The 25422-nt window shown below is 64.0% G+C and carries 29 protein-coding genes; 13 read left to right on the top strand and 16 right to left on the bottom strand.

The features are described from left to right. Nucleotides 1-53 precede the first annotated feature (53 nt). Together HHL15_RS17005 and HHL15_RS17000 are read left to right on the top strand one after the other, a co-directional pair. Nucleotides 54-512 carry a PaaI family thioesterase gene (locus tag HHL15_RS17005; RefSeq protein ID WP_206198832.1) on the top strand — a complete coding sequence of 153 codons (459 nt, stop codon included), beginning with the start codon at nt 54-56 and terminating at the stop codon, nt 510-512. A 222-nt stretch (nt 513-734) separates the two neighbouring features. Next, entirely contained in the window at nt 735-1406 is a 672-nt protein-coding gene (locus tag HHL15_RS17000) for a DUF998 domain-containing protein (protein ID WP_206198831.1), read from the top strand. 33 nt (nt 1407-1439) lie between these two features. Here HHL15_RS17000 and HHL15_RS16995 read toward each other — a convergent pair whose 3' ends face one another. The 9 genes from HHL15_RS16995 to HHL15_RS16955 all read right to left on the bottom strand — a co-directional run bounded on the left by HHL15_RS16995 (nt 1440) and on the right by HHL15_RS16955 (nt 9870). Beyond that, the gene (locus tag HHL15_RS16995; protein ID WP_169146992.1) at nt 1440-2948 is read right to left on the bottom strand and encodes a sensor histidine kinase; all 1509 of its coding nucleotides are present in this window, start codon (nt 2946-2948) and stop codon (nt 1440-1442) included. Nucleotides 2949-3122: 174 nt separating this feature from the next. Further along, a complete protein-coding gene (locus tag HHL15_RS16990) occupies nt 3123-3446 on the bottom strand; it encodes an EthD family reductase (protein WP_169146991.1) in 324 nt (107 codons plus the stop codon). 88 nt (nt 3447-3534) lie between these two features. Continuing rightward, nucleotides 3535-3888: a MerR family transcriptional regulator gene (locus HHL15_RS16985; RefSeq protein ID WP_169146990.1), complete on the bottom strand. Its 354-nt coding sequence runs from the start codon at nt 3886-3888 to the stop codon at nt 3535-3537. 190 nt (nt 3889-4078) lie between these two features. Further along, a complete protein-coding gene (locus HHL15_RS16980) occupies nt 4079-4834 on the bottom strand; it encodes an SAM-dependent methyltransferase (protein ID WP_169146989.1) in 756 nt (251 codons plus the stop codon). A gap of 315 nt (nt 4835-5149) precedes the next feature. Then, entirely contained in the window at nt 5150-5710 is a 561-nt protein-coding gene (locus tag HHL15_RS16975) for a GNAT family N-acetyltransferase (protein WP_169146988.1), read from the bottom strand. Between the two features lie 161 nt (nt 5711-5871). Further along, nucleotides 5872-6783, bottom strand: coding sequence for a polysaccharide deacetylase family protein (locus tag HHL15_RS16970; RefSeq protein WP_169146987.1), 912 nt, complete (start codon nt 6781-6783; stop codon nt 5872-5874). 205 nt (nt 6784-6988) lie between these two features. Then, nucleotides 6989-7381, bottom strand: coding sequence for a hypothetical protein (locus HHL15_RS16965; protein WP_169146986.1), 393 nt, complete (start codon nt 7379-7381; stop codon nt 6989-6991). 967 nt (nt 7382-8348) lie between these two features. After that, entirely contained in the window at nt 8349-8819 is a 471-nt protein-coding gene (locus tag HHL15_RS16960) for a DUF6650 family protein (protein WP_169146957.1), read from the bottom strand. 289 nt (nt 8820-9108) lie between these two features. Then, the gene (locus HHL15_RS16955; protein ID WP_169146985.1) at nt 9109-9870 is read right to left on the bottom strand and encodes an NYN domain-containing protein; all 762 of its coding nucleotides are present in this window, start codon (nt 9868-9870) and stop codon (nt 9109-9111) included. 158 nt (nt 9871-10028) lie between these two features. Here HHL15_RS16955 and HHL15_RS27020 point away from each other — a divergent pair, with 158 nt between their 5' ends. Further along, the gene (locus HHL15_RS27020) at nt 10029-10175 is read left to right on the top strand and encodes a hypothetical protein (RefSeq protein ID WP_169146984.1); all 147 of its coding nucleotides are present in this window, start codon (nt 10029-10031) and stop codon (nt 10173-10175) included. 196 nt (nt 10176-10371) lie between these two features. On the opposite strand, the gene HHL15_RS16945 is transcribed toward HHL15_RS27020, so the two are convergent. Beyond that, nucleotides 10372-10947, bottom strand: a complete 576-nt coding sequence (locus HHL15_RS16945) for a hypothetical protein (RefSeq protein ID WP_169146983.1) — start codon at nt 10945-10947, stop codon at nt 10372-10374. Nucleotides 10948-11119: 172 nt separating this feature from the next. Here HHL15_RS16945 and HHL15_RS16940 point away from each other — a divergent pair, with 172 nt between their 5' ends. From HHL15_RS16940 to HHL15_RS16910, 7 genes are all read left to right on the top strand, one after another. Then, nucleotides 11120-12331: an MFS transporter gene (locus tag HHL15_RS16940; RefSeq protein ID WP_169146982.1), complete on the top strand. Its 1212-nt coding sequence runs from the start codon at nt 11120-11122 to the stop codon at nt 12329-12331. A gap of 106 nt (nt 12332-12437) precedes the next feature. After that, entirely contained in the window at nt 12438-12968 is a 531-nt protein-coding gene (locus HHL15_RS16935; protein WP_169146981.1) for a cysteine peptidase family C39 domain-containing protein, read from the top strand. Nucleotides 12969-13096: 128 nt separating this feature from the next. Then, nucleotides 13097-13615 (top strand): PAS domain-containing protein, encoded by a 519-nt coding sequence (locus tag HHL15_RS16930; RefSeq protein WP_328825059.1) that lies wholly within the window; start codon nt 13097-13099, stop codon nt 13613-13615. After that, nucleotides 13590-14876, top strand: coding sequence for a methyl-accepting chemotaxis protein (locus tag HHL15_RS16925; protein WP_169146980.1), 1287 nt, complete (start codon nt 13590-13592; stop codon nt 14874-14876). The genes HHL15_RS16930 and HHL15_RS16925 overlap by 26 nt, the downstream gene beginning before the upstream one ends. A gap of 176 nt (nt 14877-15052) precedes the next feature. Next, the gene (locus tag HHL15_RS16920) at nt 15053-16123 is read left to right on the top strand and encodes an extracellular catalytic domain type 2 short-chain-length polyhydroxyalkanoate depolymerase (protein WP_169146979.1); all 1071 of its coding nucleotides are present in this window, start codon (nt 15053-15055) and stop codon (nt 16121-16123) included. Between the two features lie 28 nt (nt 16124-16151). Then, the gene (locus HHL15_RS16915) at nt 16152-16676 is read left to right on the top strand and encodes a hypothetical protein (RefSeq protein WP_169146978.1); all 525 of its coding nucleotides are present in this window, start codon (nt 16152-16154) and stop codon (nt 16674-16676) included. 158 nt (nt 16677-16834) lie between these two features. Beyond that, complete coding sequence (locus HHL15_RS16910; protein WP_169146977.1) at nt 16835-17146, top strand: BON domain-containing protein; 312 nt, start codon at nt 16835-16837, stop codon at nt 17144-17146. Nucleotides 17147-17263: 117 nt separating this feature from the next. Here HHL15_RS16910 and HHL15_RS16905 read toward each other — a convergent pair whose 3' ends face one another. Together HHL15_RS16905 and HHL15_RS16900 are read right to left on the bottom strand one after the other, a co-directional pair. Continuing rightward, a complete protein-coding gene (locus HHL15_RS16905) occupies nt 17264-17677 on the bottom strand; it encodes a response regulator (RefSeq protein WP_169146976.1) in 414 nt (137 codons plus the stop codon). A 90-nt stretch (nt 17678-17767) separates the two neighbouring features. Beyond that, nucleotides 17768-18088, bottom strand: coding sequence for a hypothetical protein (locus tag HHL15_RS16900; RefSeq protein WP_169146975.1), 321 nt, complete (start codon nt 18086-18088; stop codon nt 17768-17770). 330 nt (nt 18089-18418) lie between these two features. On the opposite strand from HHL15_RS16900, the gene HHL15_RS16895 reads away from it, so the two are divergent. After that, nucleotides 18419-19054 (top strand): response regulator, encoded by a 636-nt coding sequence (locus HHL15_RS16895; RefSeq protein WP_169146974.1) that lies wholly within the window; start codon nt 18419-18421, stop codon nt 19052-19054. A 23-nt stretch (nt 19055-19077) separates the two neighbouring features. On the opposite strand, the gene HHL15_RS16890 is transcribed toward HHL15_RS16895, so the two are convergent. Further along, nucleotides 19078-20472: a sensor histidine kinase gene (locus HHL15_RS16890; RefSeq protein ID WP_169146973.1), complete on the bottom strand. Its 1395-nt coding sequence runs from the start codon at nt 20470-20472 to the stop codon at nt 19078-19080. Between the two features lie 146 nt (nt 20473-20618). Between HHL15_RS16890 and HHL15_RS16885 the strand changes: the two genes are divergently transcribed. Beyond that, on the top strand, nt 20619-22538 hold the full coding sequence (locus tag HHL15_RS16885; RefSeq protein WP_169146972.1) for an AsmA family protein: 1920 nt from the start codon (nt 20619-20621) through the stop codon (nt 22536-22538). A gap of 93 nt (nt 22539-22631) precedes the next feature. Here the strand turns inward: HHL15_RS16885 and HHL15_RS16880 are convergent, their stop codons facing one another. The 3 genes from HHL15_RS16880 to HHL15_RS16870 form a co-directional block, all read right to left on the bottom strand. Continuing rightward, entirely contained in the window at nt 22632-22799 is a 168-nt protein-coding gene (locus tag HHL15_RS16880) for a DUF1328 domain-containing protein (protein WP_169146971.1), read from the bottom strand. 46 nt (nt 22800-22845) lie between these two features. After that, on the bottom strand, nt 22846-23049 hold the full coding sequence (locus HHL15_RS16875; protein WP_169146970.1) for a CsbD family protein: 204 nt from the start codon (nt 23047-23049) through the stop codon (nt 22846-22848). A 189-nt stretch (nt 23050-23238) separates the two neighbouring features. Next, entirely contained in the window at nt 23239-24120 is an 882-nt protein-coding gene (locus tag HHL15_RS16870; RefSeq protein ID WP_235943455.1) for a methyl-accepting chemotaxis protein, read from the bottom strand. Between the two features lie 395 nt (nt 24121-24515). Between HHL15_RS16870 and HHL15_RS16865 the strand changes: the two genes are divergently transcribed. Further along, nucleotides 24516-25409 carry a transporter gene (locus tag HHL15_RS16865; protein WP_206198830.1) on the top strand — a complete coding sequence of 298 codons (894 nt, stop codon included), beginning with the start codon at nt 24516-24518 and terminating at the stop codon, nt 25407-25409. Nucleotides 25410-25422 lie beyond the last annotated feature (13 nt).

Genomic DNA, 25422 nt, shown 5'->3' with positions numbered 1-25422 from the left:
TCCTGATTTGTACGGCTCTGATTCATGAAGTCTAATGACGGGACACCTCTTCCATGGAGCCTCCAGGCGTGGCACACGCATCTGATCCCCATTTTGCTGATCGCGTTCGCGAGAGCTTTGACCGGCAGAACGCCATGCACCTCATCCAGGCGACGCTGCCGCTTGTTGAGCACGGCCGCACCGAGATCCACCTGCCTCACTGGCACGGCGTGGAGCAGCAGCATGGCTTCGTGCATGGGGGTGTGGTCGGCATGATCGCCGACTCCGCCGCCGGCTATGCCGCAATGACCATGGTGCCCCCCAGCGCGTCGGTACTGACCGTCGAGTACAAGATGAACCTGATGGCGCCCGCCGACGGCGAGAAGCTCATCGCTCGCGGCGAAGTCGTCCGCTCCGGGCGGACGCTGATCGTGACCCGGGCAGAGGTCTTCGCGGTGAAGGATGGCAAGGAGTCGCTGTGCGCGCTGATGCAGCAGACCATCATGGTCATGCACGGCAGGACCGAGAAATAGACCCAGGGCGAGGCCCAGGACAGTCCCGTAGGTCGGGTTGGCGCAGCGTAACCCGACACCGCCTGATCTGTTCCGCTCGTGCTCAAACACGTCGGCAACGATTTGCATGAAAGCAACCATAGCTCCACCGGGGGGTATGGCATGTTGATTGTAGATAGGGGATGTCGGGTTACGCTGCGCTAACCCGACCTACTCGGCTGGCCAATGCAGGAGGGGCAGACGGTGAAACGCGTTTCCTGGCAGGAGATTCCGGACGAAGCCCGGGCGGCACGGCAGTGGCGCGGCGCCGGCCTTCTCTGCGGCCTTGCCGCTCCCGTCCTCTGGGCGGCGGTGATCATTCTTGCCGGCGAACTGCGTCCGGGCTTCGACCATGTCAGCCAGTACATCAGCGAACTCGGCGAACGCGGCAGCTCAACCGGGACGCTCATGCGCTTTGGTGGTTTCGTTGCCAGCGGAGTGCTGATCGTCGGCTATGCGGCGGCATTTCACGCCACGCTGGCCCGTAGCAGCGCGCGTCCCCGGCTGACGTTGCTCGTTGCCGTGCTCATTGCGGTGGACGGCATCGGCCGCATCGGCGCGGGAGTCTTCTCCTGCGAACCGGGCTGTGCCGCACCGGAAGTCCTCAGCCAGCGGCTGCACAGCCTGTCGGCGACCTGTGCCTTTCTGGCGCTTGCCGCCGCCGCGCTGCTCGGCACCCTTCTTTTTCGCCGCGCACCAAGGCTACGGCCGCTCAGTGCCTACTCCCTTGTATCCGGATCTGCCGGCCTGATCTTTCTGGTACTGATGTTGGAGAGCGAAGCCACGCATGCCTACACCGGCCTTTACGAACGACTCGCCTCGGGAGTGCTGACGCTGTGGGTGTATATAACTGCATGGCGGCTGCGAATGCGTTGACTGGTGCACCAGGCAAGCCGGACCAAGGGTTCGTCACTCCGCGTGATCTGCCGTTTGTTGGCCGCGCGCTCTCGCCAGCCGGACGACAAACCAGAAATCACTCCCTTCACCCAGCCGGCTGCTGCAGCCGGCATCGCCGCCCATCAGCTGCGCGATCTTGCGGGTCAGGGCCAGCCCGGCGCCGACGCCGCCGTATTGCCGGGTGGATGAGTTGTCGACCTGCTCGAAGAGCCGGAACAGGCGGTCCTGGTCTTCGGAGGCGATGCCGATGCCCGTGTCTTCCACGTCGAAGCGGACCAGGGCATCCGCCGGGTTCTCCTCCATCACCCGGACGCGGACCGAGACCCGGCCTTGCTGGGTGAAGCGGATCGCGTTCATCAGGTAGTTGAGCAGCGCCGTGCGGATGTGCTCCGCATCGCCCCGCAGGCCGGCCGGCAGGGGGCCGACATCGATGACCAGGACCAGCTGCTTTGCCAGGGCCAGGGATTCGACGGCTGCCGCCGTATCGCGGACGAGGGCGTCGAGATCCAGCGGCGCCTCGGGGAAATCGAATTTCCCGGCTTCCAGCCGCGAGAATTCGAGCACCGCGTCTACCATCCGCGTCAGGTTGCCGCAGGCGCCCTCCAGCTTGTTCATGCGCTCCGATTGCTTCTCCGTCAGCGGGTCGCGCTTGATCAGCTGGGCCAGCCCGGCGATCTGGTGCAGCGGGGTGCGCATCTCGTGGCTCATGTTGCTCACGAAGGCGCTCTTCGCAATATTGGCCGTCTCCGCCGCATCCTTGGCCCGGCTCAGGGCGTGCGTGCGCTCGTCGACGATCTCTTCCAGGTGATGCTGGTGTTTGAGCAGCTCGCGGTTGCTGCTGGTCAGGTCGCCCAGCATCGCCTCGGTATCGATGCGGTACAGCGCGAGCACCAGCAGGATGTAGCCAAGCCCGGGCGCGGCAACGTAGATCGACTGGAAGCCGGTGTGGCTCACAAAGGTCACCACGTGGTCCAGGTGCAGCAAGGCAACGATCGCGCGGTGCAGGAGCAGGAACACCCACACCAGCAAGACCCCCTCCATCAGCGCCAGCCCGAGGGAGGGCCGGGTTTGTCGGGCCCGATGCAGGCAGTAGGCCAGATGCGCAAACAGCGGCACGCGCACCAGCGCGATCACGGCGATCCGCGTATTGATGTCGTCCTCGACAAACAGGTAGTAGGACTGGAACAGGAGATAAGCCGCCAGCAGCAGGCCGTAGAGCCTGGGCATGAGCGGGCGCCCCACGATCGTGCTGATCGCCGCATGCAGGGCCACCGCCGCCAGAATCACCAGGAAGTTGCCACCCAGCACCGCCCACCCGGCAGGGATCATCCCGCGGTGGATGATGGCGAGCAGGCCCGAGCCATAGCAGGCGCAGCTCAGCACGAAGAACCAGAAGCGCGCCTCGCCCGCCTTCGCCAGATCTCCCGAGCATGTCGAACGCTCGCGCGGAATCACGAAGCACAGCGCCAGCGCCACGATCGCCACGGAAAAGCCGACAGTCCCAACATCAAGCTTGATCATGGAGCCGGATTCGCCGGGTGATGAGAGACGGGCTATTTCATCATAGGGGCCGCCGGGCGTACAACCCGGGCAGGTGCCGGCGCCTTCCGTTCCTCATCGATGCAACCCACGCACCGCCCGCAGGCCTGGCTCTTCATCTTCCGCGGCGAATGGCCCGTGCCGGGTTGCCGCGGGTTAACGCGCCATCAGCACTTCATTGAACTGGATGACGGGCTCGATATCCGTGTAGTTCGGCATGTCGCCCTGCAGCAGGGCCGCGTGGGGCATGAAGGCCGCCAGAAAGTCCTCGACGGAGTCGAACAGAAAGTGGCACAGGGCGAGGTAGGCCGGAGGCGACCCCGGCTCCGCTCCGCCGAGCCCACGCTCGACCGATACCCCCTTGAAGCCAGGATGCGCGCCGAGCAGCCCGATGGACATCGGCATGTGGGTCTCGAGGTAGTAGGAATGGTCGAATCGTGAGCCCTGGATGTTTGGGTACAGGATGGTGACCTTGATCATGAGAGCCTCGGGGCGGTAAGGAGCGTGCGATGCTAAACCTTGCCCCAAGGGACAAGGTCAAGCGCCGGCGCCAGGCAAACCCGGCCTGCTACCCGAAGGTCCGGTTTATCTCCTCATGCAGATCCAGCAGTTGCCGATCCTGGTCGGCCAGTCGCTGCATTTCCTCGCGCAGCTGCGCCCGCTTCACCCGGATGAGGTCGTTCGCGATGTCCAGGGGAAACTGATCTGTCTGCGCCTTGTGCTCAATCAGGCACTTCATCTCCTCCAGGCCAAACCCGACGGCCTGGCCACGCCGGATCATATGCACGAGCACCAGATCCTTGTCCGAATACACCCGGTACTTTCCCTTGCGCCTCGGCGCGGGAATCAGGCCTCTGGATTCATACAACCGAATCGCCCGCGGCGTCGCCCCGCCCAGCCTGGCCAGCTTTCCGATGTACATCGCCTTCCTCTCCAATCTGTCAGCCCCGTAGGTCGGGTTAGCGCAGCGTAACCCGACATTGTATGGTCTGTCCCGCTTGTGCTCAAACATGTTGGCAACGATTTGCATGAAAGTGGCAATAGCACCCGCGGGGGTTATGGCGCATTGATTGTAGATAGAGAATGTCGGGTTACGCTGCGCGAACCTCGACCTACTTGAGCTGCCGCGGCATCAGCGCGAACACGCCCCAACCCATATATTCGCGCGTGTAAGTCGCGTAGCGCACGGGCTCCGACGCCAGCATGGATTGCACCTCCTGGGCCAGCTCATCATCGGGATTGGCCTCGAGCCAGCGGCGCATGGTGAGCCATTTGGCCGCCTCGTACCTGTCCCAGCCGTCCTGGTTGGCCAGCACCATCTCGACAAGCTCATAGCCCAGGCGTCCAAACGAAGCGATCAGTTCCGGCAGCACAAGAAAGTCGGAGATCGAGCCGGCCATGCATCCCCTGGCCACTTCCTCGGTAGGCGGAAGCTGGCGCCAGTAAGGCTCACCGATCAGGATGATGCCCCCGGGGCGCAGGCTCTGCGCCAGGAGTTCGATGGTGCCGGCGACACCTCCGGCAATCCAGGTCGCCCCGACACAGGCCGCCACGCCAACCTTCTCCCCGGAGACGTAGCCCGCCGCATCGCCATGGATGAACTCCACACGATCCGCCACCCCCAGCTCCTCCGCGCGCCGCCTGGCCTGCGCGCTGAACAACTGGCTCATGTCGACACCTGTGCCGACAACGCCGTAGTCGCGTGCCCAGGTACACAGCATCTCACCCGAGCCGCTGCCCAGATCCAGGACACGCTCGCCCGGCTCCAGGCGCAAGGCCTCACCGAGGGTGGCGAACTTGTCGGCGGTGAAGGGGTTATGGATGCGGTGTGCGCTTTCTGTGATGTTGAATATGCGTGGGATGTCCATGGTATGGGTTGGCTGGTGATGGGAAGGTGATGTGGTGGGTGGGGAGGTGGTGGGGAAATGGCTGGTCGAGTTCCTGAGCCCCTTAGGTCGGGTTAGCGCAGCGTAACCCGACATCGCATGGCCCGACCCACTCATGTCCGATGCCTTCAAGGACATTGAATCATGTCAGGCCGGTGATGCTCCGTCACCATGGGAAAGAAGACCGTGCCGCTGAGAAGGATGGCGCGTCGATAGTGCTCGGGGAGTGTCGGGTTACGCTGCGCTAACCCGACCTACTTGGCTGCACAGAAATTGCCTGTTTGCTTGCCTGACCTGTCAGCCAGCCACGTCATCTGGGGTAAGCGAAAAAACGTGGGCATCGGCGGGCCGTCCGTGAAGGAACACGCGATTGCGCGCCACGCACTCGCGGGTTGCACCGGTGGCGATAGCAACCGCTTCACTCGCGACATTGCCAAGGGCGACGACTATCTCGAGCCGGAACAGGGCAAGCTGCCCAAAGCCAAACCTGCATAACGTGGCGACGACCTGTTTGGCGATGCCCTGGCCTTGCCTGGATTGGCGCACCCAGTAGCCAATGTTGCCGTATCGATGATGAGGGGAAAGCTGATTGATGCTCGCCCCACCCAGAAACTCACCGGACGACCGGCAAAACACACCCATATCGTAGGCGCGCGCAGCCTCTCGTTCCCGGTCACAGACCGCGAACCATTCAAGGGCGCTATCTTCACTGAAGGAGGCGCTGCACCAAGGCATCCAAGGGCTTACGGTTTCCACAGACTCCCTCGCCGCCGCCGAGAATGCCTGCGCATCGACCGATGTGAATGAGCGGATTACGATTCTTTCCGTAGCGGGGAGGCTGATTGGAATGTTGGGCATGCACTTCCTCTTTCTTCCATTATCTGGTCGGTGTAGGTCGGGTTAGCGCGGCGTAACCCGACATTGCATGACCCGTCCTGCTCGTGCCAGTTCCCGGCCTACCCTCAGTGGCCCAGCGATTCATCGGTATGTGTAGCGCAATGCCGACTTGCTCCTCCCCTCTAAGGCAGCAGTGCCTCCGAGCGGAGCTTTGGCTCTTCATAGACCGAATCCTCGGCAGGGTAGCGCAGTCCGGGAAGGCCACGGGCTTTCGCGCTTGCCCAGATGACGCTTTCGCCCGCCGGTAATGTGTCTGGCGATGAAGCGTAGACCGGGTCTTCAAAAGCAGTCGTCGGCGACACAAACGCCCAACCGCGCAATCGGAAGGATGAAATGATATCCGGCAATGACGCGGCATTGATTTCATTGGTATGTAGCAGCAGCACATGCGGCGGGCTTCGCCCCAGGACCTGCTTGGCCAGTTCATCGTAGTAAGACGCCCTGTCGAGCAGATGCGTGACGTATGCCGACTTGACCCGGGCAGCCTTTGCAGGTGAGCCGCTACTTGAAAACGCGGAATAGATCTGGTTGTAGTACCAATCGCTGGCGTCGATGGAAACTGGGGCCGGTCGGTATCCATTTGACTTCATCCAAGACCTGACACCGTCACGCTTCTCCAAAGTGTCGCCTTCCTTCAGGTAAGGGAAGCGAAGCATGGGGACCCAGGTTGGAAAGTGATGCAGCGCCGTGTCGGCCTCTGCTACGTCTGCAATGAACTCGGCGAGCGTCAGCTGGCCGGATGCAAGACTTCGGTGGGTGGCAGTGTGATTTCCGACGGCGTGACCTGCCTTGGACCAATCCATGATGAGGTCCATCCCCCGGTCGCCGCCGATGCGCGCAAGCGACGGGAACACCATTGCCGTTATGCCCGCATCGTTGAGACTGGTGATGATTTTCTGATTCCAGACTTGAGCTTGGGCTTGCTTGTCGGGATTCAGCCCATCATCAAATGTCAAACTCAATGTCTGGGCAAAGCTCACAGAAGATAAAAACAAGAAAGGCAGTAATGAAAGCCTGCGAAATACTGTCAGCATTGAATTTATGGAGGTTGCGTGTAGAAAACCTGCTGCTTGTTTCGTTGTATGAAGGCCTGAAGTAGCCGGATGCGACATCAGATGAACGGTCCGGCAGGTTCCGACCCACTTCAGCCATTGAGATTTCAGGAAAGCTGTCGCTCAACGTTTGACATGAGAGGCGGCACAAGGGCGCAGCTCTTATGACATCGTCTCGATGGAAGGGTTAGATTTCTTCCTCGTCATCGCCCAAGAGGTCTTCAATCAGCCCGTCAACGTTCGCGACCTTTCTTCTTGCTGTTTCAAACAAGTCCGCAAGTGCCGATGAGTAGGAACTTGTTTCCCAAAGCACACGTCCGTCGTAGTCCAGGATCGCGAGAACTACTTGTTCGCTCCAGTAAAAGCGCTCGTGTTCGCCGTCATAAGACTGGTAGCGCTGCTGAAAGAGACCGAAGTGCTTGCCCTTGTGGGTTGCATACATAAAGAACGGTATGACATCGTCAGTGCCTCTCGCCAGAGTGCGCGGCGGATCTGTCACTTGCCAGACGATCTTGTCGAGAGAAGTGAGGCGGTTGAGCTTCACTAGCAATGCGGTGGTCTTGTCTTCTGATTCGAGCATCTTTACTCCCACTTCATGTTGCGAGCGACCTGATTCAGGCTTGCGATAGTCGACTGAATGTCTGAATAGAGATCCCAGACTTCTGCTGCGTTGTCAAAGCGTTGATCTTCGAACTGTCGCGCTGCAATGGTAAGCTTGTGCCGCATGCTCTTGGCTGACTTTCGTTCGGGATTTGTGAGCAGAGGAAGGGTTGCATCAATCAGTGAGGCTGCGACTTTCAAATGGCCTCTTGCGAGATGTCGTTTGCTCGGCCAGTTCTCCAATGCGCCATTTAAGGCTGACCCGATTTTTTCTAGGGCGCGTGTGACTTCGGGGAGTCTGGCCTTCGAGCGGAAGGAGCGCTTTATGGCCCTAACTTCCCACATAACGACGACCGTTATCAGGAATCCCAGAAGGCCGACTATGAGGCCGATGTCGTGCAGCCACTGTGGAAACAAACTCTGAGGCAAAGACGTCTCCCAAGGAATCTAACGTTTGACGTGAGGGACCGACGTAGCGGCCAAGCCGCGCAGGGCATCCACAAGCGCAGCTTGTGGGCGGCCCCTCTCGACGGAATGGTTAGGCGATAGTTGGGCCATAAGGACGCCTTACTTTAAAAGGATTCGCCACATGCCGCGATAGCTATCTTCGACCCAACTGCCCTCAAGGATTGAGGAGTTTGGAAACATGTGCAATGAGGCCCTGCCGTTTACATCGGTGGATGACAACTCGAAATGTCCGTCCCCGTTGTTCTTGCCACGGTATTGAACGACACCATCGTCTTCATACTCAACGAGAATTTCATGTTCATCTAGCTTAACTACGCAAGGATAGTTTTCAGACGATGGTTCGTCTGAATAGTAAAGAGATGACATCTTGCTGTTCGGATAGATTGGCATAGTTGGGTCGGTAGGGACTTGTGAAAGACGCCTAACGTGCAAGTGAGCGACCTGCGCGGCTTTTCGCGCAGGTCCGCTCGATTGCCGGGTTAAGGAAAATTGTTGAACGGGATGATTGAGGCAAGCTCATCTTCAACGTCCAAGCCATATGCAATAGAGATTGCACCCACCGAACCGCCAACAGTTTGCCGAAACCTTGCCAGCTCGCGGCCAAGAAGAGACTTCTGCACCGGGAAGGGGGCTGAATCAAATTTTGGGGAACCTACAACGTCGCAGAAATCACGACATGCTCGACGTATTTTCTGTAGTTGCTTGAAAAGCGGAGCATCCGTATCTACGTGCTGCATTGAGGTAGTAAGTTTCTGCCGCATATCCATCACTGAATGGACGCAATGGTGCGCGCCTTCCATTTCCTCCGGCCGATATAAAACCCGTTTATCCTCAAATTCGCGCATAAGATCACGTGCCACCTTGACCTGTGGAGTGGTCGGTTGCCACTGAATTCCGAAGATGGGACTGCTTACGCCGGTAATTCGGGCCAAGATTTCTTTGAAACGCACAGGAGGTCTCCTATTTGCCTAGCTTTGTTTTAGGGCGACAGTTCTGCCGCATAACATCGGGATGCCGGATAGCATGTTCTGCAAGTGACTGTTTAGAAACAGGAACCACTCGCCAGAAGAAATAACAGAACAGGAAAAGCACCAGCCGTTGGCATAGGGGTGGTCCGATCCATGTGGCACGAAGTACTGGAGCATACCTTTCCACCCGATGACCGATATCCGGATCGGATGGCGATCGACCGCTTCTGGCCGATATCCGCCATAAAACAGCCCCCCACGCCCACACACCTCACTCCCCCCGTTCCTCCACCACCCCCACCGAGTAATGCCCACTCTCCGCCTTCTTCAGCTTCAACAAATCATACGTCTGCAACATATGCAGCAATCCCGAATGTCCGTACCGATTTGGTGAAAACCCCGGGTCCATTCGTTTGAGGTAGTTTCCCAGCGAGCTCAGCGGGACTTGGCCATCCGCTGTGCTGTTGGCCAGCAGCGCTACCGCATCAATGACAAATCTCGGGCGCAACTTGACTACGCTGGCAGTCTTGACCGGCTCCGGAGCATCCTTCGCCGGTTTCTCCATCGAACATTCCTCCTTCACCTCCTGCACCGGCGTCCATTCGAAGAACTGGTCGCTGGCGTTGCGCAGGGCTTTGGGGGTTTTCTGTTCGCCGACGACATAGACGGTGGCGCCGCGTTCCTTGAGTTTGCGGCACAGGTAGGCGAAGTCGGAGTCGCTGCTGACGAGGCAGAACTTGTCGGCGCGGTGGTCGAACATGGCTTCGAGGGCGTCGAGGGCGAGGGCGATGTCGGCGGTGTTTTTGCCGCTGACGTATTGATATTGCAGGCAGGGGGGGAAGGCCTGGTGGATGAGGGCGTCCTGCCAGTTTTTGCCGATCAGTGCGGTGTGGTTGCCATAGCCTCTGCGCAGCACGACGCGGCCGAACTGGGCGGCCATCTTGAGGGCGTAGTCGAGGATGTCGGGCTGGCTGTTTTCGCAGTCGACAAGCACTGCCACACGGGCGTCGCTGTGATGGGGGCTGGTGCTCATGGCGGGAGCATGGCACTCCTGCGGGGGAGGGGCAGTGAAGTGGTTCACTTCTTCTTCGCCAGGCGGGGCCGGATTCGGGATCCTGGGCTGCGTAGCTCTGATCCGGTGTCGGTTTACTCAAATCCTGCACCGCGGATGTCAGTTCTTCGGCGCTGGAATTGACATCCGGCGCCTCGGATTTGAGATCTGGTGCTCCGGATTTGAGATCCGGGGTGTCAGAAGTCAAATCCGGGGCCGCGTATCTCAAATCCTGGGTCCGTGATTTGACATCCGGTGCTCTGGATTTGAGATCCGGACCTCCATAATTCAAATCCGGCATGCCGGAACTCAAATCCGGCACTCAAGAACTCAAATCTACGGCCCCGGAACTGACATCCGGGATCGTGGATTTGACATCTGGGGCTGGGGATTCGAGATACGGCTGCCGGAATGCCGGTTCGTGCGTCCGGTGTGTGGCTTGAGTCCGGGCGTGGGTGTCTGTGCCACCCGCCCGGGCAAGCCTCAGGACGCGTATTTGGCGATCAGCGAGGCGACCTTGGCCCGTTGTTCGTCGGAGAGGTCCTGTTCGCTCATCTGTTTGTTGAGCGAGTTCATCACCGATGAGAGGGCGGCGGTGAGGGTGCTGATCGTGCCCTGGGCCTGGGCCATGCGGGCCTGGCGTTCTTCGGCGGGCAGGTCCTGCCGGGCCATGGCGGCCTGGAGTTGTTCCTTCTGGGCGGCCAGTTGTTCATTCAGCTCGCGCAGTTGCTTGAGCATGCCCTTGATGGTGTCGGGCAGGCCGCTGTCGTCGATGTCGTCGTTGGACTTGGCCTTGTCGGCCTGGCTGCTGCGCGAGGCGGAGAGCTCCCGGCCTTTCTGCGAGATCTCGATGCGCGGTGTATCGGCGGCGGGCTGGGGGTTCGCGGCGCCCTGGGCGTTGTCCGGCGCCGGCGTGGCGGGGCGCGGGGTGTTGATGACCGGGGTCTGGGTGTAGGGGTTGAGGGTGGACTTGATGGGGGTCATGGCGACGTCGACGGAGTAGCACCAGGGTTTGCCGGGTTTGCCTGGCGGCAGGCGGGCAGGGCGTGAGCATGGCATGGTGACGCTGTCATGGGTAGTGAAGCGGGTCACTTTTGCGGCGTGGGCGGTGTTGCCGGTGCCCGCGCTCGATGAATCGATCAGATTGTTTTGACGCGTGGCGGGTGGAGGAACCATTCTTGCCGCGGGGCCGTCGACTGCAGCCCGCGTTCTCGATACTGGAAGCTCCCCGATGACTTCTTCTCCGGACAGCCCGCTTGGCCGGCCGATTTTTCTGCTTTCCGCGGCGGCCTTTGCCAGTGCGGTGTCGGCGCGCCTGTGCGACCCCATGCTGCCGGATCTGTCGCGGGTGTTTGCGGCCTCACCGGCCGAGGTGGCCCACGTGGTGTCGGGCTTTGCGGTGGCCTATGGGCTGGTGCAGGCCTTTTTCGGGCCGCTGGGTGACCGGCTGGGCAAGTACCGCCTGATCGCGCTGACCACTTTGTTGTGCACCCTGGGCTCGCTGGGGTCGGCGCTGGCCGGTTCGCTGGATCTGCTGGTGGCGGCACGGGTGCTCACCGGGGTGGCGGCGGCAGGGATCATTCCCTTGTCGATGGCCTGGATCGGCGACAAGGTGCCGTATGAAGAGCGTCAGCACACTCTGGCGCGTTTCATCGCCGGGCAGATCGCGGGCGTGATCGCCGGGCAGTTCATTGGCGGTTTGTTCACCGATACGGTGGGCTGGCGCTGGGCTTTTGGCTTTGTGTGCGTGCTCTACCTGGTGATCGGCCTGCGCGTGCTGCAGGAGTCCCGGCGCAATCCGCTCACCCGCCACGTGGCGTCGCCTGCGGGCGGCCAGCGTGGCCTGGTGGCCCAGGTGGGCAGCCTGCTGGCGGTGCCGTGGGCAAGGGTGATCCTGGCGGTGGTGTTTGTGGAGGGCATGATCGTCTTCGGCGGGCTGGCCTTCGTGCCGCTCTACCTGCATGACCGTTTTGCCCTGAGCATGTCGGGGGCGGGGGCCTTGATGGGCATGTTCGGCCTGGGCGGCTTGTCTTACATCGTCTTTGCCAGGCGTCTGGTGCGCCGCCTGGGCGAGCTGGGGCTGGCCGCCATCGGCGCCGGCCTGATCGCCCTGGCCTGGCTGCTGGTGGCCTTCGGGCCGGCGTGGGGCTGGGCGCTGCCGGCCTGTGCCTTGCTGGGGCTGGGCTATTACATGTTCCACAACACGCTGCAGACCCACGCCACCCAGATGGCGCCACAGGTGCGCGGCACGGCGGTGTCGATGTTTGCGTCCTGCTTCTTCCTGGGCCAGGCGCTGGGGGTGTCTGCCGCCGGCCTGCTGTACCAGACGCGGGGGGCGGCGCTGCTCTTCGGCCTGGCTGCCTTGCTGATGGTGCCGCTCGGAGCGGTCTTCGCCAGTCTGTTGCGGCGTCACCAGGGCCTGCACAAGGCTGCGCCCGGCTGAGGTGTTTCCCTTGCGCGGGCCGGTGGGTTGTCTATGTTGAAGCGAGCCGGACCTGCTTCCGGCGGGCAGGCCGGACGCTTACTCCACAACCATAAAGGCGGCGCACATGTCGGAACTCACGGATATCGATGGCGATGGCAACCAGCAGTTCATCTGGCTTCAGGAGCGGGATGACACCTGCGGGCCGGCCTGTGTTTACATGGTGGAGCGGATCCTCCTGCAGGCCTGCCCGGCGCATGGCGAGACGCGGATAAGGCAGATCGCCGAGCTGTTGCCCGACGGCTACCGCGAGGGCAAGGGCACGGCCTCGTTCTCGGCTCTGGCCCTGGCGCTGCAGCGTATCGGCATTGCCGCGTCGGCGAGTGTCATCACCAGTTTCAAGAGCTTTGCGGCGACCGCCAGCTTTCCATTCATCACGCGGATAGGCTGGCCCAGCGGGGCAGGGCATTTCGTGGTGTGCGTGGCGCGCAGCGGCAAGGGCGCGCTCGTCTGCCTGGACCCGTGGTACGGGTTGTCCGAGCCGGCGCTGGATTCGCTGCCGGCCTATCGGGTGACCCGCAACACGCGGGCGGCGGTGTGCCTGGCCAACCCGATAGGCGGTGTTTTTTCGGGGCACACCATCGTCCTCACGGCCTGATCATCGGAGCCCGGGCGCCTGCCCGCAGGGGCCCGGCTCAGGCTTTGGCCGGTATTGCCGATAGTGCATGGCCGGCGGCTGTTCACATGCGCCTCCGGGGCGCGTAATCAACAGCAGGAGCTTGACCCGTGAAGCGTGGCATTCAGCCAACCAACACCGAAAGGGTGATGCGGACCGATGATTTCATCGTGTCCAAGACCAGTCCCAAGGGCATCATCACTTATTGCAATCCGATCTTCATCGAGTTCTCCGGCTATGCCGAGGACGAACTGCTGGGCTCGCAGCACAACATCATCCGCCACCCGGACATGCCGCGGGCGGCCTTCAAGCTGGCCTGGGACACCATCCAGGCGGGGCGGGAGTTCTTTGCCTACGTCAAGAACATGTCGAAGGACGGCTCCTTCTATTGGGTCTATGCCCACATCACTCCGGACTTTGGCGGCAACGGCAGTATCGAGGGCTACACCTCGGTGCGCCGCTGCCCGAGCCGGGAAGCCATTGGCAAGATAAGCGGGGTCTACCGGGCCATGCTCGATGCAGAGCGGGCCGTGGGGGCGAGGGATGCCATTGCGGCAGGCACCAAGGTGCTGGTGGATGCGCTGGGACAGCTGGAGATGGATTATGAAGAATTCGTCTTTTCGCTTTAAGCGCGAATGGGCCGTGGCGGCCCTCATCGCGGCGGCGGCGGGGCTGGCCTTTGTGTCGCCCTGGGCGGTGCTGCCCGCATTGCTGCCGGCGCTGGTCTTGTCCTTGTGGCCGGGCCGGGGGGCGTCGAGCGAGCTCGAGCGCTTCGATACCCTGCTGCAGCAGGTGAGCAAGGGCCAGCTGGGCGGGCGTTTGCCGCAGCGGCTGGCGGATCCGACCCTCGAATCGATCCGTGTGAATCTCAACTCCGCCCTCGACCAGACCGAGACCTCCTTCCGCGAACTGCTGGGGAGCATGCAGGCCTTGTCGGACGGGCGCAGCGGGCGGCGCTTGCAACTGGCGGGTCTGCACGGCAGCTTCCGGTCGGTGCTGGCACGCATCCAGACCCTGCTCGACGAGGTGGAGGGCGCCCAGGAGTCGGTGGCGCGGGAGGCGCTGCTGTCGCGCATCTTCCTGCGTTCTGAAAAGGGCTTGTCGATGGCCATCACCCATGCCGACCGGGCACTCAATGCAGTGGGCGGTGATTCGCAGCGCTCGCGGGAGCTGGCGCTGACCTTCGGTGATTCGGCCAGCGCCATGTCGGAGGCGGCGCACCGCATGGCGGGCGCCTTGTCGGGCGCCGAGAAGGCCGCCGAGGCGGGCGTGGCGGTGCTCGACGACCTCAACGGCAAGACCCAGGCGATCCACCGGCTCACCGGCCACATCGACGCGGTGGCCAAGAAGACCACCCTGCTGGCCCTCAACGCCTCGATCGAGGCGGCCCGCGCCGGCGAGGCGGGCCGGGGCTTCGCGGTGGTGGCCGAGGAGGTGAGCAAGCTGGCCGATCAGGCCCAGCGCTCGGCCGAGGAGATCGCCATTGCCACCAGTGCGATCGGAGAGTCGATGGCCACCGCCACCGCCGAGATCGCCGCGCTGCGCGAGGCGGTGGTCGGCGCCCGTGGCACGGCCGACGAGTTCAGCAGCGGCCTGGCCCGCTCCGCCGAGTCGGCCGCGCAGGTGCAGACGCTGGCCACCAGCATCGGCCAGGGGGCCGAGTCGATGGATGCGTCGATGCACCTGGTGGCCACGGCGCAAAAGGCCCGCGCAGATGCCACCACCATCCTGCACGGCAAGCCGATCGCCATCGAGAGCCTGTCCGAGATCGAGCGGGAGGCGCTGCAGATCGCCCAGGCCCGCAAGTGGGTGAAGGGCACCAAGGACAGGGAGGCGCTGGTCGGCATCTATGATCGGCTGTTTGCCGGCATTGAGCGCCAGATGCGCTAAAGCGCGGCAAAAAAGGGGTTCAGTACCCATTTTGCGCTGCAACAAAAAACTTTCCTCTGTCATCTCCCTGATGTAACGTGAGTATTGTGAAAGGGCCTCCAGCCCTTTCCGGACGTGGCGCCCGCCGTGTCCCGCTCCGCGTTTCCATCGATCACCGCTTACGTCCGGGAGATGTCATGTCGAACGAAGATTCTTCTGTTGCCGCCGCCCTGCCCAGCTTCAAGGCCGATCTCGGCCAGAGCTCGGTGTCCGGCCTGTCGTCCGGCGCCTTCATGACGGTGCAGATGCACCTGGCGCATTCCTCCACCTTCGTGGGGGCCGGCATCATTGCCGGCGGGCCCTTCCGCTGTGCGGAGTCCTACCGCGCAGCCGCTGCCATTGCCGAAGATGCGCTGACCATCAACGCGCTGTATGTGTGCATGAACCCGCTGATCCCCCAGGCTGCGCCGAACCCCGACAAGCTCGCCAGCGTGGCGCGGGACACAGCGGCCCAGGGCTTGATCGATCCGGTCGAGAACCTGGCGAGCCACCGGGTGTATATCTTCACTGGCACCGAGGACAGCGTCGTCAATTCCAGCGTGGTGGACACCACCCGCCAGTTCTACGAGAAGCTCGGCGTGGCGCCGGGCGCCATCCACTACGAGAACACGCTGCCGGCCGGGCACTCCATCATCACCGACAACCCGGAAGACAACCCCCTCGGCGTCAATCGCCCGCCCTACATCAACCAGGGCGGCTTCATGCAGTCGCAGGTCATCCTCGAGCACATCTACGGGCCGCTCAAGCCGCCGGCAGAACGCCTCAGCGGACGCATCATCCGCTTTGACCAGACCGAGTTCTTCGGCGGCGATCCGCGCGCCAGCATGAGCCGCTTTGCCTACGCCTATGTGCCCAAGGCGGTGGAGGAGGGCGCGCCCTGCCGTGTGCACATTGCGCTGCATGGCTGCAAGCAGGGCTACAACTATGTCAATTTCGTCAACGGCCAGCCCGACCTGGAAAACTGCCCGCCCTACGGCAACCGCTACTACACCACCACCGGCTACAACGAGATGGCCGATGCCAACGACCTGATCATCCTCTACCCCCAGGCCGAGGGCACCGACAGCGCCGCCAGCCAGAACCCCGAGGGTTGCTGGGACTGGTGGGGCTACACCGCGGAAGACCCGCAGAACCCCGACTATTATTCAAAGCAGGCCATCCAGATCCAGGCCATCCACCGCATGCTGCAACGCCTCGGCGGCCAATAAAACCGCGACCCTCGGAGAAAGCCCAGCCATGTACACCGCCCTCGCCACCATCGCGGAAGATTCCCTCCGCCAGATGCACGAACTCCAGCAGGTCCACGCCGGCATGCTGGCCAAACTGACCGGCACTCCCGCCGCCAGCGTGCCCGCCACGCTGCCCACCGTGCCCCTGGGCCGCCTCAACACCTGGCAGGAGCTCATCACCCAGTCGGTGACGCGCCAGATGCAGAGCTGTCAGGCCCTGATGCGCCTGGCCATGCAGCCGCAGAAGGATGCCAGCCTGCTCACCGAGAGCATGGCCATCCAGGCCGCCGTGATGAAGCGCCTGGCCACCCAGCAGGCCCAGTGGCTGGAAGGCTTGCAGGCCATCGCCAGCGAGGCGGCCAGCGTGAGGAAGGTGAATACCCTGTCGAAGCTGATGGATCAGGAGAGCGACCTGTATGCCCGCTTCAATGCCCTGCTGACCAGCCAGGCGACGGCCACCATGGAGCTCATCGAGAGCGTGCAGATCAGCGTCGGCTACCTGGTGGAGCAGAAGGAGAACGAGGGGGAGTGAGCGGAGGGCGCGGCAGGATTCTTCCTACAGCGTAATCGGCCGTGTCGGACAGTTCGGGGCCGGGGCCATCCCTATAGTGGAGTCAGCAGCATCGACACGCGTCGCCGATCCGCAACCGGGCGTCGGCGCACCACCAGGGGTCAACCAAGGAGCCGAAAATGAAGAACACTGCCGTAACGCTCGCACTCTCCGGTCTGCTGGCGTTTACCGCGGTTGGCTGTGCCGTTACGCGGGACCAGTCCACCGTGGGCGAATACGTTGATGACGCCACAATCACCACCCGGGTGAAGGCGAAGTTTGCCGAGGATCCGAAGGTGAGTGCGATGGCGATCAATGTGGAAACCCTGAAGGGCGTGGTGCAGCTGTCGGGCTTTGCCAAGTCGACGGCCGAAAAGAGCCATGCCGAAGGGATTGCGCGGGCCACCGCGGGGGTCCGGTCGGTGAGCAACGACATCGTCGTGAAGCCCTGAGCGCAGGGCCGGAGGGCGGCGCCGCCGCCTTCCGGGCACCAGTCAAGTCAGTCAAATGAAATGGGCGACCGTGTTGTGGTCGCCCTTTCTGCGTTCACGAGGGGCTTGCGGGTGGGTTCAGGCCGGGCCGCGGCGCTTGCGCTCGGCCTCGGTCTGGATCCATTCGAGGAGCTCTTCCATCTGGAAGGATTTGTCGAAGAAGGCCAGCGCTCCGAGCGCCCGGCAGCGCCCCTGGACGATGGCGTGGGCGTGATTGGAGAAGACCACCGTGCGCAGTTCGCCAAAGCGCTGGGGCGCCTGATGGGTGGCGGCCAGCACATTGAGGCCGGTGCCGCCGCGCAGCTCGAGGTCGATGATGGCGAGATCCGGCCGGGTCTGCAGGAGGGTTTCGATGGCGCCCTTCTCACTGTCGGCAACCGCGGCGATCTCGATGCCCGCAATGCCCTTGAGCATGCCGCTGAGCAGGTCGCGCAGCAGCGCCGAATCCTCGACGAGAACTATCTTGAGAGGGGTGCGTGCTGCTGCTGACATGAGCGTTTCTTCGATGCGGGCTTGTGCTTGGGGGCGCCCCGAGGGGTGCGGCCGTGGATGTCGTTGCGGGGTGTCGCGCCAGGGTGTCGCTCAGGGACGCAGGCGGGCGCTGCCGACGGGATCTTCCACGTCGCAGGCCGGCAGCACGTCCCAGGCGGAGTGGCCGATCATGCGATAGACCGCGCCGACGTCGGGCACGCAGGCGCTCAGGCCGGCCTGGCGTGCGACGAGGCTGCTGGCGGCGCCTGCCGGGCTCAGGCTGCGGGGGGTGTGCTCCACGTCGAGCTGCGGGAACAGCATGCTGCCGCCCAGCAGCAGGCTGCCGATCAGGCAGACCCGGACGGTCCAGTCCCATTCGCCGGGTTGCGCCCAGGCGTGCTGGTCGGGGCTCGAGTATGAAATGTGCGGCATGTTCTTCTCCCGGAGATGAATGAAGGGGAAGCCGGTCGGGTGGCCCACCACGCAGGCACGGCGCCCGCTTGTTGGCTTGCAGGTGCCCGAGTCTGGGGCCGGCCTGCGTTAAGTGCGGTAAGCACTTGGTTAAAGACGGGCAGCCATGGCTTTGCGTGGCCTTGCCATGCTCTCCTGTTACTTTAGGCCGGCAGCCGGCCTTGTGCTGTCCGACAAGGGCGATATGGCGTGTAGGAATCGTCTGGCACGCGCGTCGGCGGTCTTGAGCTTTGCAGTTGTTTTGGCAGGGCTACAATGGGCCTCATCGGACGGGAAGGGGAAGGGACATTCATGCTGCGATTGGCCATTGTCGATGATCACGGCATCGTGCGCGCCGGCTTCCGGGAGATGCTGGTCGACGAACTGGGCATCCGCATCGAGTTCGAGGCGGCCTCCGGCGAAGAGGCCTTGCAGAAGCTCCGGGAGCAGCCCTGCGATGTGCTGCTGCTGGATCTGGCGCTGCCCGGCCAGAGCGGCGTGGATGTGCTGCGGGTGGTCCGCCAGCGCCACCCGGATCTCAAGGTGCTGGTGCTCAGCGGCTACCCGGAGGAACGCTATGCGCTGCCGATGATCCGCCACGGTGCCGACGGCTACCTGTGCAAGGACTGCGACCGGGACGAGCTGCTGCGGGCCATCCAGACGGTGGCCCAGGGGCGGCGCTATGTGTCGCGCAGGACGGCGGAGCTGCTGGCCGATGATCTGGCCGGGGTGTCGGCGGCGCAGCCGCACGAGAGCCTGTCTGAGCGGGAGATGCAGGTCTTCCTGCGGCTGGCGCGGGGGGAGTCGGTGTCGGGCATCGCCGACATCCTGAACCTGAGCGTGAAGACGGTGAGCACCTACAGGTCGCGCCTGCTCGAGAAGCTGAACGTGGCCAGCAATGCCGAGCTGGCCACCTATGCCCTGCAGCATGGCCTGCTGGTGTCCTGAGGGCGAAGGGGGGATGGCTTTGGTCAGGCGGCCTGGGGCTGCAGGGGCATGCGGGCTTCGATGCAGCAGCCCTTGCCGGGCCGGGATATCACCTCCAGGCTGCCCCCGAACATCTGCACACGGTGCTTCATGCCGGCCAGCCCATGGCGGTTGAGCATGGGCGAGTCGGGGTCGAAGCCGGCGCCGTCATCGCGGATCCACAATTGAAGCTCCCCGTCCTCCAGGCGCAGGCCCAGCTCCACATGGGAGGCATGCGCGTACTTGCGGATGTTGGTGAAGGCCTCCTGGGCGATGCGGAACAGGGCCAGCGCCTGGTCTTCGGCGGGGGCCGGGTCGGGGTCGGGCAGCAGGGCTTCCACCTCGAGATCGCGGCTGAAATCGTCGGCCAGGGCGCGCAGGGCTTCGACCAGGCCGAGGCCCTGCAGAAGGGGCGGGCGCAGGTCGTCGATGATGCGGCGCTTCACCGCGATGCCCGAGCCGATGGTGTCGATCAGGCGCTTGAAGCGGTCGCGGATGTCCTGGGTGGTGCCCGGCCCGAGGCTGCGCAGCAGCCAGCCGGCGTCCATTTTGGCAGCGGTGAGGAGGGCGCCCAGCTCGTCGTGCAGCTCGCGGGCGAGCCGGCCGCGCTCTTCTTCGCGGGCGTTGGTGAGGTAGCTGGCCAGGTTGCTCAGGTCGCGGGTGCGCTGCTCGACGATGGACTCGAGCTCGGTGTTCTCGTGGGCCAGCAGTTCGGCGATGCGGGCGCGGAGGGCGGTCTGCCGCTGCTGGACACCGAACAGGGCGATGATCAGCCCGAGGGCGCCGAGGGCCAGCGCGGTGACGGCGTTCTGCATGTCGTCGAGGCGGGCCAGGTATTCGCGGACCAGCCTGTCGTCGATGCTGGAGCGGTGCTCGCGCAGGATGGTGAGGGACAGGCGGATCTGGTCCATGAAGGCTTTGCCCGGCCCCACCTGGCCCGGTGCGATAGGCTCGGTCAGGCGGCCGGAGGCGACGCCCCGCGCCATGTGTTCGCGCTTGAGGTGGATGAGCTCCTTCAGCACTTCAAATTCGTCCCGGTCGGGGGCGCCGGGGGCAAAGTCCTTCTCCAGGTCGGCCAGCAGCGGCCCGATGCGCTGCTCGCTGTCGCGGTAGGGTTCGAGGTAGACATCGCTCCGGGTGAGGAGGTAGCCGCGCACGCTGGTCTCCGCATCCGCCATGGTGAGCAGCACCTGGTCGAGGCGGGCGACCCGCGCCTTGCTGTCCTGCACGGCCTGCACCGCCTCCACGCCGAAGCGCGAGTGGGTATGGCTGGCCGCCAGCAGGGTGAGGACCAGCACGCAGCCGACGGCGACCAGCACGTAATGCCAGTAGCGCCAGTACGGCCGGATTCGCAGCCGGGCGAAACGGGAATTGCTGCGGGAAGCAATGTCTGCTGGCATCTTGAGACGGGTGCCCGGAGTAAGGATGCTGGGGTGGGTGACAGATCAGTCCGACGCTTCTTTAGTCCGCGTCCGACACCAATCGGATATCACAGTTCCGATCATGTCCAGGGCGCCTGCCGGCGCCGAGCACGGAGAACGCGGAAATGAACGATACACATCCAGGTGACAAACCCCCCCGTCGCAGCGGGCGCTGGCTGGCCGGCCTGAGCCTCGCGCTGGTGGGGGCGGGGCTGGCCCTGTTCCAGTGGAACATGCTGCGCGGCCCGATCAACAGCCTGGTGTCGGCCCGCCTGGAGCGGGGGTTCCGGATCGCCGGGGATCTGGAAGTCCGGCCCTGGAGCATGCAGCCTTCGCTGTCTGCCAGCGATGTGCAGCTGGACAACGCCAGCTGGGGCAAGGCCCCGCAGCTGGCCAGCGTGCGGCATGTCCGGGTGAGCGTGGATCTGTCGCGGCTGCTGCGCGGCCAGTTGGTGCTGCCGCTGCTGGAGATCGACACGCCGCGGATCAGCCTCGAGGAGGACGGCGAGGGGCGCGGCAATTGGCTGCTCGGCGCCACCGACAAGCCGGCCGCTGCGGCGCCGGCCGTGCGCATCGCCATCCTGAACATCATCGATGGTGAGCTGGCGGCCCTGCTGCCGTCCCGGCAGGCCGACCTGCGCGTGTCCTTCAGCACCGACGCGGCGAGCGGCCAGCTGAAGTTCAGCAGCACCGGGCGCTGGCGCGGCGAGGCCATGCAGTTCGACGGCCAGGCCGGCAGCCTGCTCGACCTGGAGCCACCCGGCCGGCCCTATCCCATTGCGATCAAGGGGAGCGCGGGGGCCACCCGCCTGGCCTTGAGCGGGCAGGTCAGCAATCTGCTGGCCCTCAGCGGGCTGGATGTGCGTTTCAGCCTCTCCGGGCGGAGCCTGGCCGAGCTCTATCCCTTGACTGGTGTGCCGCTGCCGGCCACCCCGCCTTATCGCTTGTCGGCCAGCCTGGTCAGTCAGTCGGGCGAGTGGGTCTTCAGCGGTATCGACGCGCGGGTCGGACGCAGCGACGTGGGCGGCACGCTGACCATCGATCGCAGCCGGCCTCGCCAGCAGATGCGCGGCACGCTGCGCTCGCGCCGGATGGATATTGCGGACCTCTCCGGCTTCCTGGGCGCCCGCAAGGAGTCCGGCGAGGCGATCGCCCCACGGCCGGGGAAGGTGCTGCCCTCCCGGCCGCTGGGGCTGGAGAAGATCGCCGCGGCCGATGTGGATCTGGACTTCTCGGCGGAGGAGATCAACAACAGCGGCCTGCCGCTCGACGCTGCCTCGGGCCACCTGCGCATCGAGGACAGGCGGGTGACCCTGTCGCCCCTGAAGCTCGGGCTGGCCCGCGGCCGGGTGGAGGGCCGGCTGGAGCTGGATACCCGCAGCCAGCCGCTACTGGCGCGCCTCGACCTGCAGGCGACGCGCCTGCATCTGCAGGATCTGATGCCCGTGGAGGATGCGAAGAAGCTCACCACCGGAACCCTGGGCGGCAAGGCCCGGCTGGAGATGCGCGGCAGCTCGGTGGCCGGCCTGCTGGGCAGTGCCGACGGGGAGCTTGCCTTCGCGATGAGCGGAGGCAGCACCAGCCGCCTCCTGGTGCGCCTCGCCAACCTGGATGTGGCCAACGCCTTCACCGACTGGCTGGCGGGGGGCCAGAAGGAGGACATCCGCTGCGTGGTGGGGGATTTCCAGGCCCGCGCCGGTGTGCTGCAAGCCCGGAGCCTGCTCGCCGACACCGTGAAGACGCGGCTCGTGGGCGAAGGGAGCGTCAGCTTGAAGGACGAGACCCTGGCGCTGCGCCTGCGCGCGGCGGGGAAGGGCGGCAGCCTCCTGGCGCTGCGCGGCCCGCTGTTGCTGGAGGGCAGCTTCGCCAATCCCTCGGTGACGCCGGAGCCGTTGCCCCTGGGCGGCCGGGTGGCGGCCGCGCTGGGGCTTGGCCTGCTGGCGCCGCCGCTGGCCCTGCTGCCGCTCATCGAACTGGGCGGCGGGGAGGGCAGCCCCTGCGCGGCACTGCTCGCCAAGGTGGCGGCGAAGGCCGGCAAGCCCTGAGGCGAGGCGCTGTGGCCCGCGGCTTCGGCCGGTAAACGCAACAAGGGACAGGGCCTGAGAGGGCCTGTCCCTTGCGTTGCGCCGGGTGTGGGGTCAGTGCCTGCCCCGCAGCGCGTTGAAGATGAAGCTGAGCACGGCAAGGATGAGGAAGACGAAGAACAGGATCCTCGCTATCTCCACCGCACCGGCTGCAATCCCCCCGAAGCCGAAGACCGCGGCGATCAGGGCGATCACGAAGAAAACGACGGCGTAGTGCAGCATCTTTTCGCTCCTTCAGAGGGGAGGGCGGGTGGAAAGAAGGGCAGGGTCAGGTGTCGTGCTTGCTTTCCCACTCCTTCACATACTTCTCGGCCTCGTCCTTGGTGACGCCGTAGCGTTCCTGCAGCCTGCCGGCGAGGACTTCGCGCTTGCCCTCGATGATGTCCAGGTCGTCGTCGGTGAGCTTGCCCCACTGCTCCTTGAGCTTGCCTTTGAGTTGCTTCCAGTTGCCTTCGATGATGTCGCGGTTCATGACGGATCTCCTTGAGGCCGGTTGTCGGCACAGGGCTCCCGGGGGAGCGGCCTGTCGTGCAGGTGTTCTGCATGGCTTCAATTTATCCGCCCTCGCCCGGCCGGGCAGTCGGTCTGGTCCGAATGAAATGTGGGATTGATCTGACGCCGGCCCCGTGTGCGCCGGGGCACGGCTGCAGTGGCGGGAGGTTCAGGCCTGCTGGCGGGCCGCCAGGCCCTGGATCTGGCCTAGGGTTTCGCGGATCTGGCTGCCCAGGGTTTTCTGGTGGTTGATGCCCGCAGTGATCTGGCCGATGACCTCGATGCGCCGCTTGGCGCCGGACTGGATCTCCTCCATCGCCGCCTGGGCGCTGGAGGCGACGGCGAGCCCCGATTTGACGACCGCGTCGGTGTCCTTCATCGCGCCGGCGGCGTCGCTGGAGGTGGCGGTGAGCTGGCCGGCGATCTGGCCGATCTGCTCGCTGGCCTTGCGCGCCTGTTCGGCAAGCTTGCGCACTTCATCGGCCACCACCGCAAAGCCCCGCCCGGCCTCGCCGGCCCGGGCGGCCTCGATGGCGGCGTTGAGGGCCAGCAGGTTGGTCTGCTCGGAGATCTGGGTGATCGATGAGACCAGGTTGTTGATCTTTGCGGACTGGCTGGCCAGCAATTCGAGATCCGCCCGGGCGCGGTCGAGGCTGCCGCCGAGCCTGGCGATCTCGCCATTGGCCTTCTGCATGAGCTGGTAGCCGTCCATGACCCGCTGCCCGCTGGCGCGGGCCAGGGTGTTGGCGGTGTCCATGTCGGACAAGGCCTGGTCCACGGTGCTGCCGAGGTCATCGGACAGCGCCTGCGCCTTGGCGAGGGGGCCGAGCAGGTCCGGGATGCAGGAGGGCGCCTCCTTGCGGGGGTCGGGCCTGCGTTCGCCGGCCGCCCTCAGTTCGCGGATCGTGTCCTGCAGCGCGTCTTCGCGTGCCCTGGCGTCGGTGAGCTGGCGGGCCGCGCCGCTTGCCTGGGTTTGCAGCTGGCGGATCCAGTACAGGAGGCCGGCGGCGACAAGGGCTCCGATGACGCCCATGGCGATGGCAATGTTCATTTCGATATCTCGTGGTGTGTGGGGGGGAGAGGTGGAGGGATAGGGAGTCTTATTGTTATTGGATTGCGCGATGGCTTTCCGATGCACGTGGTGTGCATCCCGCCGGACGATTCTTCCAGAAATCCGCAATCCTGAGGCACGGTTCGTCACCCGTTCCGGGCACTCCGCAGCCTTGCATCCGGCGTTGCCCGGTCTCAAATTGAGACTGCCGGTTTCAGAAAGAAAACGCGGACACCAGAATTGGATGCCCATGCGTTTTGAGTTTTTTCGTCAAAGCCCTGATTGCCAAGCGTTTTAATGGATTTGTCGACGCGCAGCGGAGGCTGGAATGCTTTTTGCCATCCCTGTTCCTGCTGTTTCTGTGCGTACTCAAAAAAATATCAGGAGACAAATTCATGAAGCTGAAAAGTAGCAAGGCCCCGTCGCGCAGGCGCAGGGTCGCCCTCATGTGCGTGCCCTGTGCCCTTTCCGGGATGGCCGCCGCGGCGGAGATCGCCACCGATCCGGGCGACTACGCAGCCCTTCCGCCGGGTGTCGACCTGGGCATCGTCTATTACCAGCACACCGAGCGTAATGCCTTCCATTCGGGCGGCGACCGGGTGCCCGGCCCCTTCAAGCTGAAGACCGATATCGGCCTGCTGCGCTACGTGCATTTCACCAAGCTCGGCGATTACGTCATCGACCCGCAGATCATCGTGCCCTTCGGGTCGGTGTCGCTCAAGGAGCCTGCGTCGGAATCGTCCAGCGGGGTGGGTGACCCGATGTTGGGCGGCACCCTGTGGCTGGTCAATCAGCCGGAAAGGAAGCAGTGGTTCGGCCTGTCGGCCTTTGCTTCGGTGCCGGTCGGCAATTACGAGGCGCGCAAGGGTGGCGTCAATATCGGCCAGAACCGCTGGAAGGGGATCTTCCATGCGGGCTATGTGACGGCGCTGGGCGACAGCTTCATGCTGGACTTCATCCTCGAGACCGCGGTGTATGGCAAGAACGACAACTATGCCGGGCAGACCTTGAAGCAGGACGGCAGCCATAGCGCCCAGGCCCACCTGCGCTACCTGGTGTCACCGCAGACCCATCTGGCGCTCTCGTATTTCCACGACATCGGCGGCGAAACGAAGCTGAATGGTGTGGCCCAGCACGACCGCATGAACAACAACCGGCTGCTGGCCACCTTCGCCACCTTTGTTGCGCCGGATCTCCAGTTGCAGGTGCAGGGCGGGCAGGCCCTGAACATCGAGAACGGCTGGAAGGAATCCTCGCGGCTCAATCTGCGGGTGGTCAAGGTCTTCTGATGAAGGGCTGGTC

Origin of the sequence: Zoogloea dura (assembly GCF_012927165.1) — a bacterium.
Classification (GTDB): domain Bacteria; phylum Pseudomonadota; class Gammaproteobacteria; order Burkholderiales; family Rhodocyclaceae; genus Zoogloea; species Zoogloea dura.
Note: the sequence above shows the minus strand (reverse complement) of the source record. Positions and strands in the feature narration are given on the sequence as shown.